Here is a 17,110-nt window from a genome sequence, read left to right on the forward strand (position 1 = left end):
TTCAATCGTTCATACACCGGACTTGTGTAACGAAACAATAAGTCGCACATCGCGTATGCTTCGCCAGCCAAGGGTCACATTAATGCTCAAGATATGATACGCCTTAGCACATTATTGAGTTCACTTCCTACAAAAGAGAATGAATGCAGTAATTTCCCCACACTGGGTAATCTCTTCATTGTAGCTACTCATGCTGATCCTAGTATCTCTGACAATCAGCTTAAAGAAATTCCTTCTAAAGCTGCAACCCGACTATATAAGCAACTTAATGAAGGGGTATTGAAACATCGTAGAGAGACAACAAATCGTGATATTTCTCAAGAAGATTTGCGAATAAGATTCTTCACGTTCTGGTCAGAAAGACCTGATAGATGTCAACAGCTATTTGATGATTTTACTAAAATACTAAGTGAATTTCTTCCTCAAGTGCATGTGTGCCGTGTTGAACGGGAAATAAATGCAATAAAGGAGTCTAACACAGAAAAGTATGCTAGACAAATTGAATCTTACCAAAGAACTCTTGCTGATATAGATTCACGGCGTAAGCAACTACATGCACTTAAAGATAATGAACCAATTCGTAAACAAGAAACTCAGCAGAAACGCAATAGGGTAAATCAACATATCCATGAGTTACAACGAGATAGCAGAACTTCGCTTCAAAGGTATACAGAACAACTTCTAACTGTCGATGCCGTAGAAAAAAATATTCGCAATCTCTACGATGACAAAAAAGAGGCAAAAGAAAGTATTGCTGGTTATCTTGTCGAGAAACTTCAACACGAGATGAAACAGATTATCAAAATAAATTCTGAGAAATTAACACCTGACATGGAAGCTTTTCTCGGTTCATACCAAGAGGCTTTACTTAAACTACCAAATTTAGATATATCTATGGAGATACCCTTCGATGCTAAAGGGGCTTTTTTAGGTGGTCTTACAGGTCTAACTAGCATCGGGGCTTTGTCTGCTTGGGCGGCAGCACTAGGAAATCTTGGCGGTTATATCCTAGTAGCTAAGTTAGTTAGTCTTTTGTCAGCACTGGGCATTAGTATTGGTGGTGGAACTGCTGCGGTAATTTCTTTTGTAGCAGCTATTGGTGGCCCTATAGTACTTGGTTTAGGTCTAGCTGCTGCATTAGCTTTCAGTGTGTGGAACTTATTTGGAGAATCTTGGCAAAAGCGTTTAGCAAAGGAAACTGTTAAATATTTTGAAAAACACCGTATACCTGAGAAGTTAACAGACGGAATTGATCAGTTTTGGCAAGACACAACTAAGACTTTTGAGATAGGTGCTAACGCAGTAGAAGCTGACTGGAACAAATATATTGAACACCTGCGTGAGATAACTTCACCTACAACAGAATCAAAAGACCGCATTGAGGAAATCATCAAAATATTGGAGGCAGGTAAGGATTTTTTCGGCGGAATTCCTTGGTCAATTAATACTTGACATATTCTGATGCGCGTTAGCGAAGCTCGCCGTAGACATCGCTCGTCCCAATACTCTACAGTTAAGGTAAAAATAAAGTAAGAAATTTCCACACAAAAACGGTAGAGTATTTATTGCTCTACCGTTTTCTAATTTTCTATCTGAGATTTAAATCTCAAACCCTAAATCTTACTCAACACCTTGGGGTAACAATTCCCGACGCTGTTGAGAACTAACTTGGACAATGCCATTTTCATCCACATCAACAAGAGCTGTATCGCCATCTTTGATACGACCAGACAGAATTTCTTCTGCTAGGCTATCTTCTAACAGGCGCATAATTGCCCGACGTAATGGCCTTGCGCCGTAGCTGGGACTGTAACCTTCTTGGATCAAACGATCTTTGAAGCGGTCTGTGACTTCTAAGGTGATACCCTTTTCCGTCAGACGACCAAATACTTCCTTGAGCATAATTTCGGCGATTTGGGTCACTTCCGGCTTGTTCAACTGACGGAAGACGATAATTTCATCGAGTCGGTTGAGGAACTCTGGACGGAAGTACTGCTTGAGTTCTTCGTTGACCAAAGAGCGAATCCGGTTGTAAGTTGACTCGCTGGCATCTTCGGAGAATTCAAAGCCGATACCGCTACCGCCTTTTTCAATTACCTTAGAACCAATATTGGAAGTTAAAATCAGCAAGGTGTTCTTGAAGTCCACCGTGCGACCTTTGGCATCAGTTAACCGACCGTCTTCCAAAATTTGCAGCAGCATGTTGAAGACATCGGGGTGGGCTTTTTCGATTTCGTCGAATAACACCACGGTGTAAGGACGCCGCCGCACGGCTTCGGTCAGCTGACCACCTTCGTTATAGCCAACATAACCTGGAGGGGAACCAATCAGTTTGCTGACGGTGTGACGCTCCATGTATTCGGACATATCTAGGCGGATCATCGCTTCTTCGGAACCGAAGAAGTAAGCAGCTAAGGATTTCGCCAACTCGGTTTTACCTACACCAGTAGGCCCAGAGAAGACAAAGCTAGCTATGGGTCGGTTGGGATTCTTCAAACCAACACGAGCGCGACGAATTGCGCGTGAAACTGCCTTCACAGCTTCATCCTGACCAATTAAACGCTGATGCAAGGTATCTTCCATGTGCAGCAGCTTTTCAGATTCAGATTCGGTGAGTTTGTTCACCGGTACCCCAGTCCAGGAAGCGACAATGTGAGCAATGTCTTCTTCTGTAACTACAGGTTCTTCACCTTCTGTGCCAGTTGCATTGGTCTTGCTTTGAGCGATCGCGCGGATTTCGGCTTTGATTTCCATTTCGCGATCTCGCAATTCCCCAGCTTTGTCAAAGTCTTGGGAGCGCACTGCATCATCTTTTTCTTTTAATATCTGACGCAGTTCTTTGTCTAACTCTTTGGCTGCGGGTGGCAGTTGAGAGTTAATCAAGCGCACTCTAGAACCAGCTTCATCAACTAAGTCGATGGCTTTATCTGGGAGGAAGCGATCGCTAATGTAACGGTCTGATAACTTCGCCGCCGCCACTAATGCTTCGTCGGAGATTTTCAGTTTATGGTGTTGCTCGTAGCGTTCGCGCAAACCATATAAAATTTCAATTGTTTCATCAACTGTAGGTTCACCAACCATTACTGGTTGGAAACGCCGCTCTAGAGCTGCATCTCGCTCGATGTGCTTCCGGTATTCATCTAGGGTTGTAGCTCCGATGCACTGCAACTCACCTCTGGCCAAAGCTGGCTTGAGGATATTCGCTGCGTCAATAGCACCTTCTGCTGCACCCGCACCAATTAAGGTGTGTACCTCATCAATCACGAGAATGACATTACCCGCAGAGCGGATTTCATCCATGATTTTTTTCAAGCGTTCTTCAAATTCACCCCGGTACTTGGTTCCTGCTACGAGCAAACCAATATCCAAGGTGACGACGCGTTTATCTTCGAGGATGTCAGGGACATCTTTGGTGGCAATGCGTGAAGCTAAACCTTCAGCGATCGCAGTTTTACCAACCCCTGGTTCCCCAATCAGCACTGGGTTATTTTTGGTTCGGCGACCCAATATCTGAATCACCCGCTCAATTTCCTTGGCGCGTCCCACCACTGGATCGAGCTTATTGTCTATCGCCATCTGGGTCAGGTTTGAGCCAAATTCATCCAGAGTCGGGGTTTTTGTGCGCCCAGATGAACCACCTGGTGAAACTTCGGCAGTTTCTCCCAACATACGGATGACTTGGGTTCTTACCTTAGATAGATCCACACCGAGGTTTTCTAGCACCCTGGCTGCGACGCCTTCCCCTTCGCGGATTAGGCCCAACAGCAGATGCTCGGTGCCAATGTAGTTATGCCCCAGTTGGCGTGCTTCTTCCAAGGAGAGTTCTAAAACTCGCTTTGCCCGTGGCGTAAACGGAATTTCCACGGCAACAAAGCCTGATCCCCGTCCTATAATTTTTTCAACTTCAATTCGGGCATCTTTGAGATTGACGCCCATTGATTTCAGCACCTTGGCAGCCACCCCAGTGCCTTCACCAATCAGACCCAGGAGGATCTGCTCGGTTCCAACAAAGTTGTGACCTAAACGGCGGGCCTCTTCTTGGGCCAGCATGATTACCTTAATGGCTTTTTCTGTGAAGCGTTCAAACATGGCATTTTTCCCATCACCTGCGGTCGTGCCGGTATGCTGATTTTAGCACAGGCAAAGCTTTTGGATGCCTGTATAACAGATTATAGACATCCTGAAGCTATGACTTGGGTTGATGGGCTAATTGTTAACTCTTGACTACTTTTATGTGGCTAGTGTACTGAGGAGCTTTAGTTCACCAGCGTTTTTGAGATTTACTACAAACAGTTCACTGCTTACATTGAGAGTTGATTTACTTAATCCCAAACATTTATATTTAACATATATATTTTTTAATATCAAGCAAAATTAATTTATATAGTTTTTTCTTATAAAAAGAAGAGTTTACATAAAATATTTATATAAAAAGAGGTGCAGCAAAGTTGCATTTTTTTGCTGAAGCTGATCCAAACTCCGATAATTCAAAATTAATAATTCTCAACTACTTAAAAATCAAGTGCCAAGAGGATTTGTCCAGGCGATCGCTAATCATGGAATGCCACTGGTCTAAAGTTGCTTGAAATTTGGGGTGTTGTAAATCTGGAAGCCAAAGAATGAGCGCGTCCTCATCGTTATCTTGGTAGTAACGCCGACGCCGCCCAGCTGTTTTGAAGCCAAATTTTTGATATAAAGATATGGCTCCCAAGTTGGAAGCTCGGACTTCGAGGGTAGCTCGCTCCATTTGGCGATCGCAAGCTGTCTTAATGAGTGCATATAATAAAGCCTGTCCCAACCCTTGACGGTGATATTGGGGATGAACCGCCAAAATTGTAATGTGGGCTTCGTCTAAAATTGACCAAAAGCAACCCATTCCCAGCAGCATCGAATTAGAGACAGGGGAAAATAAACCCAGCAGATCGCTGTTGGGGCTGTCCAACTCTCGTTGGTAGCCCTCCATTGTCCATAAACCACCAAAACAGGCTTGATCCAGTTCCAACAATGCACTCAGATGCTCTGCTGTTAGTAATTTAATTTCTAAGTCTAATGAGATCACATTTATTGAATAACGTTACAAACCCTTTGTAAACTGGGAATTGGGAGATAAACTCACAGCCCGTAAATTGAACAAGGAAAATTTTTATAGTTATGGTATCGACTCACCCCACTGGGGTTCAACATTCTGGAAGTCAATATTTACCTCAAAGGCACGACACCAACACAAATCCATCGCCCAATCAAGAACTTTTACCCTTGACTGCCAGAGTTCATAATCATGACCTCCTGGAAATTGGTGGGTGTGATGTCACAACCCTAGTTGAACAATTTGGTTCACCTTTATATATTTTAGATGAAGAAACCCTGCGTTCGGCTTGTCAGCAATACCGAGATGCTTTCAAGCAATACTACAAGGGTGAATCTCAAGTATTGTACGCCTCAAAAGCTTGGAATTGTTTAGCAGTTTGCGCGATCGCAGCTTCAGAAGGTTTAGGAATTGATGTTGCATCAGGCGGCGAACTATACACTGCGCTGCAAGCAGGCGTCAATCCTGAGAAAATCTATCTTCATAGCAACAATAAATCTCGTGAAGAACTGATTTTTGCCACAGAAGTCGGTTGCACTATTGTGGTGGATAACTGGCACGAGTTACGCACTTTGGTAGAAATTGTTGAGAGGGCAAATTCCCCCTCCGTACAGCCTCGATTCTTGTTGCGCTTGACTCCTGGTATTGAATGTCACACACATGAATATATTCGCACGGGGCAACTAGATAGTAAATTTGGCTTTGATCCGAATGAGTTAGAGGAATTATTTACTTTCGTCAGCAAACAGTCTTTCCTTAACTGCTTAGGGTTACATGCTCATATCGGCTCCCAAATTTTTGAGCGCCAACCGCATCGAGATTTAGCGGCTCTGATGGTACAGTGGTTACGTGATGCGGCGAAGTATGGGTTAAATTTTACAGAGTTAAATGTCGGTGGTGGTTTAGGGATTAAGTATATAGAATCAGACGATCCCCCCAGCATTGAAGAGTGGGTGAAACCAATTTGTGAGGTAATTCAAGAAGCTTGTGCAGCCGAAAATTTACCTTTACCAAAATTACTGTGTGAACCAGGGCGATCGCTAATTGCCACAGCTTGCGTCACTGCCTATACTATTGGTTCATCCAAAGTTATCCCAGAAATTCGTACCTACGTAGCGATCGACGGAGGAATGTCTGATAATCCCCGCCCGATTACTTACCAATCAGTTTATCGGGCAGTCGTTGCTAATAAAATGTCTTCTCCCTTAACCGAAACAGTCACAATTGCTGGTAAACATTGTGAATCAGGAGATATTCTGATTCATAACGCTCTACTCCCAAAGACTGAACCAGGGGATATTCTCGTAGTTATGGGAACTGGTGCGTACAATTACAGTATGGCATCTAACTATAACCGCTTGCCCCGATCGGCAGCTGTTGTTGTGGCGAATGGCGAAGCAAATTTAATTTTGCAACGTGAAACTTATCAAGACTTAATTCGACAAGATCGCCTACCAGAAAGATTAAAGAAATAGTCATTTGTCATTAGTCATTGGTCATTAGTCATTTGCAAATGACAAAGGACAAAGGACAAATGACTAATGACCAACCGTAAATTAGAGGCAAAAGTGTAATCCAGATGTCATGAGAGATTGGTGGAAGCAATGGCTGACAAACCTAGGATGGTCACAGTCCTTGCTACTTGGGACTCTGGATATTGTGTTGGTGCTGGCGCTGACTTACATGATACTAGTTATCATTAGTGAGCGGCGGACACTGTGGATGGTGCGGGGATTCATTATCTTAATGCTAGCCTCGGCACTAAGTGGCAGATTAGGACTACCTCTGCTAAGTTTTGTATTAGAAAAATTGGTAATTGGTTGTGCTGTAGCGATGGCAGTTGCTCTACAGTCAGAGTTTCGGCGATTTTTGGAGCAATTGGGGCGTGGCGAATTCCGCCAGCTATTTCAACCCGATCGGCTGGCAATCCCTAAATCTGATAGTGTAATTGATGAAATTGTTGAGGCTGTTAAAGAATTGTCAAAAAACCGCATTGGAGCTTTACTAATTGTGGAAACCACAGGGCCAATTGATGAGCGAGACTTTTCTGTGCCAGGAGTAAAGCTAAATGCGGAAGTTTCTAAAGAACTGATCCAGACAATTTTCCAGCCGAAAACTTTGTTACACGATGGGGCGACACTGATTCGTGGATCACGGATAGTGTCATCGGGTATAATTTTACCACTTTCGGGACGCACAGCCTCGCGCCAGTTGGGAACACGCCATCGGGCGGCAATGGGAATTACTGAGCGGGTCGAAAATTGCATTTGTGTCGTTGTATCTGAAGAAACGGGTTCTATTTCCTTAGCGGAACGGGGAACCCTAAATAGACCGCTGACGATTAGAAAGCTGAAAGAGTCATTAGAGGCTCTTTTGTCCCCAACCGTGGATCGGGAAGCTGTTGCTCCTGGTGTGTTGAGTTTTGTTCGTCGGACAGGTGGGAAGACACTAGCACTGGTTTCACGTTTACTCGGATTACCATCGACCGCTTCTCGAGATAAAAAATGACAGCACAACAAACTAAACTGCAAGATTTGCCTACTGACTTAAAACGAGAACTATTGCCGCAGCACGTTGCAGTGATTATGGATGGCAATGGTCGATGGGCTAAACGTCAGGGTCTACCCCGGATTATGGGTCATAAGCGAGGAGTAGATGCTCTCAAGGATTTACTTCGCTGTTGTCAGGATTGGGGAATTCAAGCGCTGACAGCTTATGCTTTTTCAACGGAGAACTGGAAAAGACCGCAGGAAGAAGTGGATTTTTTGATGACTCTTTTTCAAAGAGTTTTGCGGCAAGAACTGCGGGAAATGGTCGAAGAGAATGTTCAAATTAAGTTTGTCGGAAATTTGCAAGACCTGCCGCGATCGCTTCAACAAGAAATATCCCGTTCAATGGAAGAAACTAAGGATAATCGCGGTATCCGGTTTTCGGTAGCAACTAATTATGGTGGACGACAGGAAATTTTACAAGCTTGTCAGGCGATCGCCAAACAAGTCCAGCAAGGTCTGCTACAACCCAATGAAATTAATGAACAGGTGTTTGAAAGCCACTTGTACACAGCCGGAATTAGTGACCCAGATTTGTTAATTCGCACCAGTGGAGAAATGCGCCTCTCAAATTTTCTTCTCTGGCAAATGGCTTATGGAGAAATTTATATTACCGATGCTCTCTGGCCAGATTTTGACCGGGCCGAGTTTCACCGCGCCTTGTGCGCCTACCAACAACGCGAACGGCGATTTGGGAAAGTTTAAGGGAGGGGCATGGGGCATTGGGCATGGGGCATTGGGCATGGGGCATTGGTTATTCTCCTCATCTCCCTCATCTCCCCGCATTCTTGCGGGTCATGCTTTGTCTAAAACACCATAGCGCGAGCGCACATTGGTGCGAATTTGAGCCATTGCAGTCGAGCCATCAACAACTTCACCCCGCTCGGATGCTTCCCATCCAATCCGCGCTTCTTGTTGCAAGTCTTGTAGTCGTCCTTGATAGATGTCTTCTTGCTGTTCCAGGAGTTTTATGCCTGCAAGAATAACTGCGATCGCGTTCTGATACTTACCGCTAGTGAGTTGGCGTTGAACTAGGGCTTCTACTTCAGGTGGCAGAACGATTTGCATGGGTTTTTGTCAAAGTAGGAGTAACTTTAATTGTAAGCGATCGCTTTGGATGGGCGTTTTTTGTCTGATGGCAGTTGCTATGAAGCAGAAAGATCCAAGAAGTGATTTTTGGAATCCCCACGCCTTGAGGCTGGGGAGGATGTCAAATAGGAGTCTATATCAGTGAAACCAATTTTAGGTTTAGCGATCAGTTCCATATTTATTTCTTCACCAGCTTTTGCACAGGTACAATTACCACCCTTATCTGGGATCAAGATTTTAGTTAACCCAGGACATGGAGGGCAAGAAACTGGCGCGGCTGGGCCAACAGGATATTTAGCTAAAGATGTCAGCTTGACAGTATCTAAGTTGCTGCGTGATGAACTGGTCTTAAGAGGCGCGTTAGTAGTGATGACGCGAGAAGATGACAGAGAAATAGCTTTATCTACTCGCCAAGCCATGATCGAGCAACAACAACCAGCGATCGCTCTCACTATACATTACACAGCAGTACCCGATGACGGAGATGCAGAGAATAGCAAAGGCATTAGAACTTTTTGGTATCATTCCCAAGCCCATAGCCTAGCCGTTTTTCTCCACAATTATCTAGTTAAGCAGCTAGGACGTTCATCAATGGGGGTGTTTTGGAATAACTTGGCGCTAACTCGTCCCTCTACAGCACCATCAGTGGTAATGGAACTAGGTTTTATGACCAACCCCGAAGAATTTGAATGGATAGCCAACGCCGATGAACAAAAAAAATTAGCGCGAGTCTTGGCAGATGGTGTTGTTGAGTGGTTTCAGGGTGCAATCACTCTGCGATCACCTAAATAGCTCTATGCAAATCAATTCAGAAGTCAGAATACAGAATTCAGAATTCAGAATACTCTATCCCTTTATGGGTAGAGTTTTAAGGTGAGAATATTTTAATTTTTTTCGCCCACCATTCCACTGGCTTTTAACGAATATTCAGACGCGACTCGAAAATACTCGCTAACGCTGCGCTATCACTGACTCGCATTCCGCAAGCTATCACCCACTCGTACAGAATTCATACTGAATACTGAATTCTGACTCCTGAATTCTTCTTATAAAGTTAATTGGAGAGGATCGTACTCAGCAATTCCTTATGGCCCAGAAAACACTGCTTGTTCTACATCATCTCGACTCAGAGAATACTTGAATGAACGTTGAATATCCTGCCCATTTTCCCCAGATTGGACATATCGCACTACGATTTGCTCAACGTCGAGCCATAATTCAGCTTGCCAACTAGGCCGCTGCACATGCCAGCAATGCCTCTGTGTGTCATCTTGTTGACAGCCTTGGTCTTTTAGCCACTGTTCAATTTGTGGCAGGGGATGATTATATAGGGGGGTATCAGAGGGAAGAAGAGGCATAGGAATTTTAGATTTTGGATTAGGAAATTTTTTAATTTTTAATTATTTCAGATGGGTAGTTAGTTGCGACATATAGGTAATCTGCTGTTGTACAAATGCAGTTGGTTGCAGCAAATGGTAATGGATAGCAGCCTCGCCACGAGTTAAGGCAATGGCAACTGCTAATAATAGACAACCTACAAATGTTAACACCAGCATAAATAAGGCAAAGATTTCGCCAGATGATAAGGGGCGATCGCTCGCATCAAGGTATGCTGATTTTGAAAAATCATAGGAACGTGAGACGGGATGATTCAAATCAGGGGGTGGTTGAATCACTCCAAAGCGGGAATAGCCAATTTTTAGATCATAGCTTAACCGACGTTCTGGATGGCTAAGGGTGGCGTAGGCTTCGTTGATTTGCTGGAATTTGGGAGTGGCGATCGCAGTCGGCAAGTCTGTAGTATCAGGATGATAGAGTTTGCTCAGTTGCCGATAAGCGCGACGAATATCGATTACCGATGCCCAGGGATGCAGTCCTAGCAGGGAGTAATAAGTTGGTTCACTGCTTTGTGGCATTGCCCTGTTGTGATTCACGGCTGTTTGAGTCACTTTGCTCAAAGATATTTTTTATATTTTAAATCCTTTGTGAATTCGAGAAGACAGAAGAAGACACAACAGGTATAGCATCTGATAAAATATTTTATAAAGCATTTAATTAGATGCGATGCACATCAAAATTAATCTCGAAAATATTCAAACTCTTACCGACTTCAAGCGCAATGCCAAGGATTACGTAGAACGGATCAAGGCTACAAAGTCCCCGCTTGTACTAACTGTGAATGGTAAAGCTGAGGTTGTGGTACATGAAGCACAAGCGTTTCAGCAGATGATAGATCAACTTCAGCGCCTTGAAGAAGAACTGCAAAAATTTAAGCTAGAAGCGTTACGCAGTCAGATTGACATTGGTATTAAGCAACTTGAAAGCGGTCATTATACTGAATATAATGAGGAGTCAATTTCAGCTTTTTTTGCCAATATTAAAGGGCGAGTACAGCAAAATTCTGCTGATAGCGATTCTCTATGAATCGATTTCGGATTTCTACTCAAGCAGCGCGAGATATTGAGGATATATGGGAATATCTCGCGCCAAGTAACTTAAAAGCTGCTGACACACTTTTTGATACTCTGCGAGAAAATTTTCCGAAACTGGCTAAATTTCCCCAAATGGGCAGACTACGAGATGAGTTGGCTCCTTTTTTGCGAAGTTTCCCAGTGAAAAATTATTTAATTTTTTATCGTCCAATAGACGAAGGTATAGAAATTGTACGTATCTTGCATGGCTCACAAGATATAGAAACTATTTTTCAAGATGAAGACTGAAGTCCAAAATAATTACGAATTATTCATTATTTTGGTCAATAGCTTTATATACAGATGATTTCAAGTTATTAAAGTACACAAACTAAGTCTAAAAACCAGATATAGAGCCTGTTTTACTTCTGACTCCTGAATTCTGAATTCTGAATTCTGAATTCTGCTGTATTATCCCTAACGGATTAAATCAGCACGGGGTTTAAAGGTTTCAATTTGCCGTAACTTTTCGTAAAGTTCCCGTTCTTCTTGACTAATATTTTTCGGTGTAACTATTTGAATTTCTACTAATTGATCCCCACGTTTACCGTCATCACTGGGATAGCCTTTATTACCTAGTCGAAATTTTTGACCAGACCTAACTCCGGGAGGAGTAGTCATTTTTACAGGGCCATCAAGAGTAGGTGCTTCTACCTGTCCTCCTAAAACTGCCTCGCTGGGAGTAACTGGTACTTGGCAGAGGATATTTGCACCTTCTAGTTTAAATAACGGATGAGGCTCAACGGTAATTTTTAAATAGAGATCGCCACCACCAACGCCTTGATTCCGCAAACGAATGGTTTGACCTGATACCATACCTGGAGGCATATTAACCTCTAGCGATCGCCCATCTTCTAAGCGAATGCGTTCATTACCACCTTGATAAGCTTTTTCTAGTGGCAGCGTTAATCTGGCTTCTATATCCCGGCGGGTTGTGCGAGGTGGGGGAGTATTAACGGTATAAGCAACTTTTGTTCTGGGGGAACGAAAGGGATCGCTATTGTTACCATTACTAGAATTACTGGCCCCACTCTTATTTTTGACGCCGATAACTTGATTAATAAAGCTTTCAAAATCAGAGAATTGGCTGGGATCTACATCCTGATTGCCGTTGCGATCGCTAGTGCTACTCTGCCAAGTTTTAGCCTTTGGCGTCTGTTTATTGCCGGCAAAGCCTTTTTGCTTCCAGTAGCGGCTAAACTGGTCGTACTGCGATCGCTTGGCTGAGTCCGAAAGGACTTCATAAGCCTCGCCAATATCCTTAAATTTTTCCTCAGATTCTTTGTTACCCGGATTTAAATCGGGGTGATATTGCCTTGCTAACCGCCGATAAACCTTTTTAATTTCCTCGCCAGAGGCATCTTTAGACACTCCTAAAATCTCGTAGTAATCGCGAAAGTTCGGCAAATTTTGCATAGTTCAGTTATTTAAATTTTAGGTTTTAGATTTTGGATTAATCATGAGTTAGGAGTGAAGAGTTAGGAGTTGAAAGATTTAATTTTTAACTTCTACTCTTAACTCTTATCAGAAGTACTAATTAGGTAGACATAATTAAACATAAAATGCTAGCCAGTGAAATCATTTTCCTGAACAGCTTTTACCTCTTGCCTCCTGCCTTCTGCCTCCTGCCTCCTGCCTTCTACTTATAACCAATCATTGTCTTCTTCATCATCCCAGTTATCTTGGTAGCTGGGACGGGATTTGCTGCGTGGAGGACGGCTTTCGTAAGAGGGAGAACGACTGTCTCGGCTATAGTCTTTGCCGTAATCTTTGCCGTAATCTCTGCCATAGTCTTGACTGTATGAGTCGCGTTCCCGATATGTATCTCTGGGAAATTCGCGTTCTCGTTCCTTATCACCGCCAGTAAAGATGTCACGGATGGTACCAAACAAGTCGTCATCTTCATCTTCAGCATAAGTCTGGCGGACTTCCCGATTTAGCTCATAGAGAGCATCTTGTAAATCGGCGTAGGCTTGATCAATACCGCGATCGCTATTTTCCTTAAGACTCTCTTTTAAGTCTCGACAAATATTATCAATTCTTTGGCGGCGGTTGCGGGCAAACTGCATACCAAATTCTAAAGCTACTTCTCTAAGTTGCCGTTCTGCTTGGAAAATCAACGCTTCAGAACGAGTCCGCTTTTCTACTCTTTCTTTACGTTCGCGATCGACATCAGCATATTTTTGAGCATCTTGAATCATCCGATTCACTTCCGACTCGTTCAAAGTGGAAGCACCTTGAATGGTGATACTCTGTTCTCGCCCAGTGGTTCTATCTAAGGCTGTTACCTGTAAAATACCGTTAGCATCAATATCAAATGACACCTGAACTTGGGGAATTCCTCGTGGCGCTGGCGGGATGCCATACAGCTTGAAACGTCCTAAAGACTTATTGTTTGCTGCCATTTCCCGTTCGCCTTGGACTACGTGAATTTCCACAGTATTTTGGTTATTTTCAGACGTAGAAAAAATGTCAGAACGCCGGACTGGTATGGTGGTGTTGCGGGGAATGAGTTTTTTCATTACGCCGCCGATGGTTTCCAATCCCATAGAAAGGGGTGTGACATCTAAAAGCAGCACATCTTTGAGTTCGCCGGCGAGAATTCCTGCTTGAATTGCTGCACCCACTCCCACAACTTCATCGGGGTTGACGTTTTCGTTGGGTTCCGTACCAATCAAGTCCCGCACTAGCTGCTTCACCATTGGCATCCGTGTAGAACCGCCAACTAACACAACTTCTTCAATATCTCTAGGTGAGAGTCCGGCATCTTTTAGGGCGCGTTTCACTGGTATCCGCAAACGCCCTACCAAATCACCACACAAACCTTCAAACTGGGAACGCGTTAGACGAGTTTCCAGATGTTTGGGGCCTTCCTGATCGGCAGCTATAAAAGGTAAGTTAATATCGGTAACGCTAACAGAGGAAAGTTCAATTTTTGCCTTTTCCGCAGCTTCCATTAGGCGTTGTAAAGATTGTCTCTCGCGTCTTAAATCTATGCCTTCGACTTCCAGAAATTGCTCTGCTAACCAATCTACTATTATTTTGTCAAAGTCATTACCACCAAGTTGCGTATCTCCACTGGTAGCTTTGACTTCAAATATCCCATCGCCAACTTCTAAAATTGACACGTCAAAGGTGCCACCACCCAAGTCAAATACTAAAATGGTTTCCGTGTCACCCCGATCTAATCCATAAGCCAAAGATGCAGCAGTCGGTTCATTAAGAATTCGCAACACCTCTAAGCCAGCAATTCTACCAGCATCGCGGGTTGCCTGCCGCTGAGAGTCATTAAAATAAGCGGGTACTGTAATCACTGCCCCTGTGACTGGTTCACCCAAATAGCGACTAGCATCGTCTGCCAATTTCTTCAGCACCATTGCCGAAATTTCTTCTGGGGCGAAATCTTTATTGAGACGGGGACAAGCAATTTTAATATTACCTACTTCGTCTTTGCGGATGGTGTATGGTACACGCTTGGAATCTGGATTAAGTTCGCCATACTTCCGCCCAATGAAACGTTTAACTGCAAAAAAGGTATTTTGTGGATTGAGGACGGTTTGTCGCCGTGCCATTTGCCCAACCACCCTTTCGCCATCTTTGCTGAAGCCAACTACGGAGGGGGTTGTTCGCATTCCTTCTGCATTGGCAATCACCACCGGCTTGCCACCCTCCATAACGGCGACTACTGAGTTGGTTGTACCCAAGTCGATGCCGACTACCTTGCCCATGCGTTACTCTTCTCCTAAAGTGTCTTATACATTTATTATGATTGGGCGGAACTACCTTTAGCTTTGTGCTACAGGATGAAACACCTCAATGGTATAATAGTCATCATTAAGGCAGTAAGCTAAGAAGTGTAGCTAGAGGAGATAGTTGCAAGACTAGGATAGCATTGAGATGGTTGGTGTGCCCAAGCAGCCTCAATTCTTGTTATCTGCCTACTTCTGTTTACGGTATCTGCAAGTTGGGTAAATGCACCTTAGTAATGCTTGCTCTGCTCTTTTGAGTGCCTGAAAAGTCTAATATTGCCACTAGTTAAAAGATTTGAATTTAACAGAGCGATTAAAAAGTTCCCTGAGTGCGATCGCGCGAGAACGCGATCCTTACATGGCAACGGCTGGGCATTTTTTTGTCCAAGAATACATCCGCCAGCAATTTTCCCAATGGGGGAGTGTGGAAATCCACACCTTTGAAGTCAGAGGTAAAGCTTGTAATAACTTGATATTAAATTTACCTTCCCAAAGGAGAGGGCAAAAAAAGGATTTGCTACCAATTTTAATTGGCGCTCACTATGATGGTGTTCCGGGAACATCGGCGGCTGATGATAATGCTACAGGTGTGGCGGTGTTGCTGGAATTAGCTAGAAAGTTTGCTGCCCAAGCTGTTAGATATCCCTTAAGGCTAGTTGCTTTCGATATGGAAGAATATGGCTTACTGGGTAGTGCTGACTATGCAGCCTTGTTGCATCAACAAAAGCAACGGCTACGCTTAATGATTTCCCTAGAAATGCTGGGTTATAAGGATTCTACACCTGGCTCCCAAAGTTACCCTCCTCCTCTGGAACGCTTCTACCCAGACAGAGGTGATTTTATTGCTTTAATTGGGAATTTGCGGACATTGCCTGACTTAATTGGGATGAGCCGTAATATTCGCAAAGCTGGCGTACCTAGTCAATGGCTACCCGTGCCGAATCGAGGTTTAATAGTCCCCCAAACCAGACTTAGTGATCATGCACCTTTCTGGGATTTGGGTTATCCGGCAATGATGGTGACAGATACGGCATTCTTGCGGAATCCACATTATCACAAACCTAGTGATGCGATCGCTACTTTGGATTTAGATTTTCTTACTGGTGTATGCGAAGGTTTAGAGATGGCAATTCGGCAGTTATAAAAAGATTATATTTTATATTTTTTTGTTAATCAATATTCTGAAATTTTTTCAATTGACTATACTATTATCTTTACGCGATCGCACATTGGGAGTCAAAGTAATTAAATCGTCAATATTGCGTTTCATTGTCTCACAAATTGCATCTAATGGTAAATCGTTGGCGTCATAACCAAAGGGGTTTTCTATCTCTAAGCCAATAGCTTCAATGCCAAACACAGTAAACCCAACCAAAGCAGAAACTAAACCTGTCCACCAACCGAGTTCTTTTACTATTTGAAATGGTAGCAGGAAGCAATATAGTATTAGCAATTGCTTCAAATGAAAAGCATAAGCAAGGGGCATAGGCGTTTTTAAAATACGTTCGCAAGCACCTAAATTATCCACAAGATTATTCAACAATTCTTGCATAGAGGTTAGCTGGTAGCTATTAATGCAATTACGTTTATACTGTTCCTGTAAATAATCTCCTATCCAAAAGGCAACCTCTATAGGAGGATTATTCATAATTTTCAGTTTTATATACTTAGTAGATGGCACTAATTCTTCTAACTCGCTATTGACAACTTCTCCTCGCAAATGTAGTTTAGTTGTTATAGCAAAAGCTGCCAATAAGTTTAATGTCGTGATTTTATTGTCTTTATCTTCTGGTGAAATTTCATCAACTGATACCCAAATTTGCCGAGCTAGATTTCGGACGTTATTTACTATAGAACCCCAGCATTTTCTCCCTTCCCAAAATCGTTCATAAGCCGTATTTGTACGAAAGACAAGTAACAAACCTAAAACAATACTAGGGATAACACTTCCTAAAATAGGCTGGGATACAGGTTTGTCAAAATGGTAAAGCAGAGAAATCAAAAATCCGAAAGCTCCACACCATAAAATATGTTTGGAAATTGCTTTCATTACTGAACCTTTAGGTTGTAATGCTGTGCTTACCCACTTGAGTTTTTCGGCTATCATTTAGTTTCCTTAATAAAATATTTATTGAACCGATATAGAAATTAGTCAGACATTATATA

15 protein-coding genes and 1 pseudogene are annotated in these 17,110 nt (G+C 43.1%); 8 read left to right on the forward strand and 8 right to left on the reverse strand.

Annotated elements, in window-relative coordinates; all coding sequences use genetic code 11:
- Positions 1 to 93: 93 nt before the first annotated feature.
- Positions 94 to 1,452: a hypothetical protein gene (locus tag ABF638_RS19100; RefSeq protein ID WP_435024588.1), complete on the forward strand. Its 1,359-nt coding sequence runs from the start codon at positions 94 to 96 to the stop codon at positions 1,450 to 1,452.
- Positions 1,453 to 1,620: 168 nt separating this feature from the next.
- Here ABF638_RS19100 and ABF638_RS19105 read toward each other — a convergent pair whose 3' ends face one another.
- Positions 1,621 to 4,089: an ATP-dependent Clp protease ATP-binding subunit gene (locus ABF638_RS19105; protein WP_069071487.1), complete on the reverse strand. Its 2,469-nt coding sequence runs from the start codon at positions 4,087 to 4,089 to the stop codon at positions 1,621 to 1,623.
- A 418-nt stretch (positions 4,090 to 4,507) separates the two neighbouring features.
- Positions 4,508 to 5,059, reverse strand: coding sequence for a ribosomal protein S18-alanine N-acetyltransferase (rimI, locus tag ABF638_RS19110; protein ID WP_435024589.1), 552 nt, complete (start codon positions 5,057 to 5,059; stop codon positions 4,508 to 4,510).
- Between the two features lie 92 nt (positions 5,060 to 5,151).
- Here rimI and lysA point away from each other — a divergent pair, with 92 nt between their 5' ends.
- The 3 genes from lysA to ABF638_RS19125 all read left to right on the forward strand — a co-directional run bounded on the left by lysA (position 5,152) and on the right by ABF638_RS19125 (position 8,340).
- Positions 5,152 to 6,561, forward strand: coding sequence for a diaminopimelate decarboxylase (gene lysA / locus ABF638_RS19115; RefSeq protein WP_435024590.1), 1,410 nt, complete (start codon positions 5,152 to 5,154; stop codon positions 6,559 to 6,561).
- 109 nt (positions 6,562 to 6,670) lie between these two features.
- Positions 6,671 to 7,594 carry a diadenylate cyclase CdaA gene (gene cdaA / locus ABF638_RS19120; RefSeq protein ID WP_181932421.1) on the forward strand — a complete coding sequence of 308 codons (924 nt, stop codon included), beginning with the start codon at positions 6,671 to 6,673 and terminating at the stop codon, positions 7,592 to 7,594.
- Entirely contained in the window at positions 7,591 to 8,340 is a 750-nt protein-coding gene (locus ABF638_RS19125; RefSeq protein ID WP_069071491.1) for an isoprenyl transferase, read from the forward strand. Before cdaA ends, ABF638_RS19125 begins: the two co-directional genes overlap by 4 nt.
- Positions 8,341 to 8,430: 90 nt before the next feature.
- Here ABF638_RS19125 and ABF638_RS19130 read toward each other — a convergent pair whose 3' ends face one another.
- Positions 8,431 to 8,703, reverse strand: a complete 273-nt coding sequence (locus tag ABF638_RS19130) for a ribbon-helix-helix domain-containing protein (protein ID WP_435024591.1) — start codon at positions 8,701 to 8,703, stop codon at positions 8,431 to 8,433.
- A gap of 237 nt (positions 8,704 to 8,940) precedes the next feature.
- Between ABF638_RS19130 and ABF638_RS19135 the strand changes: the two are divergent.
- Positions 8,941 to 9,516 (forward strand): annotated as a pseudogene (locus tag ABF638_RS19135) (N-acetylmuramoyl-L-alanine amidase family protein); the annotation flags it as partial.
- A gap of 293 nt (positions 9,517 to 9,809) precedes the next feature.
- Here the strand turns inward: ABF638_RS19135 and ABF638_RS19140 are convergent.
- Together ABF638_RS19140 and ABF638_RS19145 are read right to left on the reverse strand one after the other, a co-directional pair.
- On the reverse strand, positions 9,810 to 10,082 hold the full coding sequence (locus ABF638_RS19140; protein WP_435024592.1) for a DUF3143 domain-containing protein: 273 nt from the start codon (positions 10,080 to 10,082) through the stop codon (positions 9,810 to 9,812).
- A 42-nt stretch (positions 10,083 to 10,124) separates the two neighbouring features.
- Entirely contained in the window at positions 10,125 to 10,640 is a 516-nt protein-coding gene (locus ABF638_RS19145; protein ID WP_435024616.1) for a J domain-containing protein, read from the reverse strand.
- A 148-nt stretch (positions 10,641 to 10,788) separates the two neighbouring features.
- On the opposite strand from ABF638_RS19145, the gene ABF638_RS19150 reads away from it, so the two are divergent.
- Together ABF638_RS19150 and ABF638_RS19155 are read left to right on the forward strand one after the other, a co-directional pair.
- Positions 10,789 to 11,148 carry a type II toxin-antitoxin system Phd/YefM family antitoxin gene (locus tag ABF638_RS19150; protein ID WP_069071495.1) on the forward strand — a complete coding sequence of 120 codons (360 nt, stop codon included), beginning with the start codon at positions 10,789 to 10,791 and terminating at the stop codon, positions 11,146 to 11,148.
- The gene (locus tag ABF638_RS19155) at positions 11,145 to 11,444 is read left to right on the forward strand and encodes a type II toxin-antitoxin system RelE/ParE family toxin (protein WP_435024593.1); all 300 of its coding nucleotides are present in this window, start codon (positions 11,145 to 11,147) and stop codon (positions 11,442 to 11,444) included. The genes ABF638_RS19150 and ABF638_RS19155 overlap by 4 nt, the downstream gene beginning before the upstream one ends.
- Positions 11,445 to 11,612: 168 nt before the next feature.
- On the opposite strand, the gene ABF638_RS19160 is transcribed toward ABF638_RS19155, so the two are convergent.
- Both ABF638_RS19160 and dnaK read right to left on the reverse strand, forming a co-directional pair.
- Positions 11,613 to 12,611, reverse strand: a complete 999-nt coding sequence (locus ABF638_RS19160) for a DnaJ C-terminal domain-containing protein (protein ID WP_435024594.1) — start codon at positions 12,609 to 12,611, stop codon at positions 11,613 to 11,615.
- Positions 12,612 to 12,838: 227 nt separating this feature from the next.
- Positions 12,839 to 14,923 (reverse strand): molecular chaperone DnaK, encoded by a 2,085-nt coding sequence (gene dnaK, locus ABF638_RS19165; protein WP_435024595.1) that lies wholly within the window; start codon positions 14,921 to 14,923, stop codon positions 12,839 to 12,841.
- Positions 14,924 to 15,239: 316 nt separating this feature from the next.
- Here dnaK and ABF638_RS19170 point away from each other — a divergent pair, with 316 nt between their 5' ends.
- Positions 15,240 to 16,088: a M28 family peptidase gene (locus tag ABF638_RS19170; RefSeq protein ID WP_181932425.1), complete on the forward strand. Its 849-nt coding sequence runs from the start codon at positions 15,240 to 15,242 to the stop codon at positions 16,086 to 16,088.
- Between the two features lie 48 nt (positions 16,089 to 16,136).
- Here the strand turns inward: ABF638_RS19170 and ABF638_RS19175 are convergent, their stop codons facing one another.
- Positions 16,137 to 17,051: a bestrophin family protein gene (locus tag ABF638_RS19175; RefSeq protein WP_435024596.1), complete on the reverse strand. Its 915-nt coding sequence runs from the start codon at positions 17,049 to 17,051 to the stop codon at positions 16,137 to 16,139.
- Between the last annotated feature and the right edge of the window lie 59 nt (positions 17,052 to 17,110).

The sequence above is a fragment of the Nostoc sp. CALU 1950 genome (assembly GCF_051172895.1).
Lineage (GTDB): Bacteria > Cyanobacteriota > Cyanobacteriia > Cyanobacteriales > Nostocaceae > Nostoc > Nostoc edaphicum_A.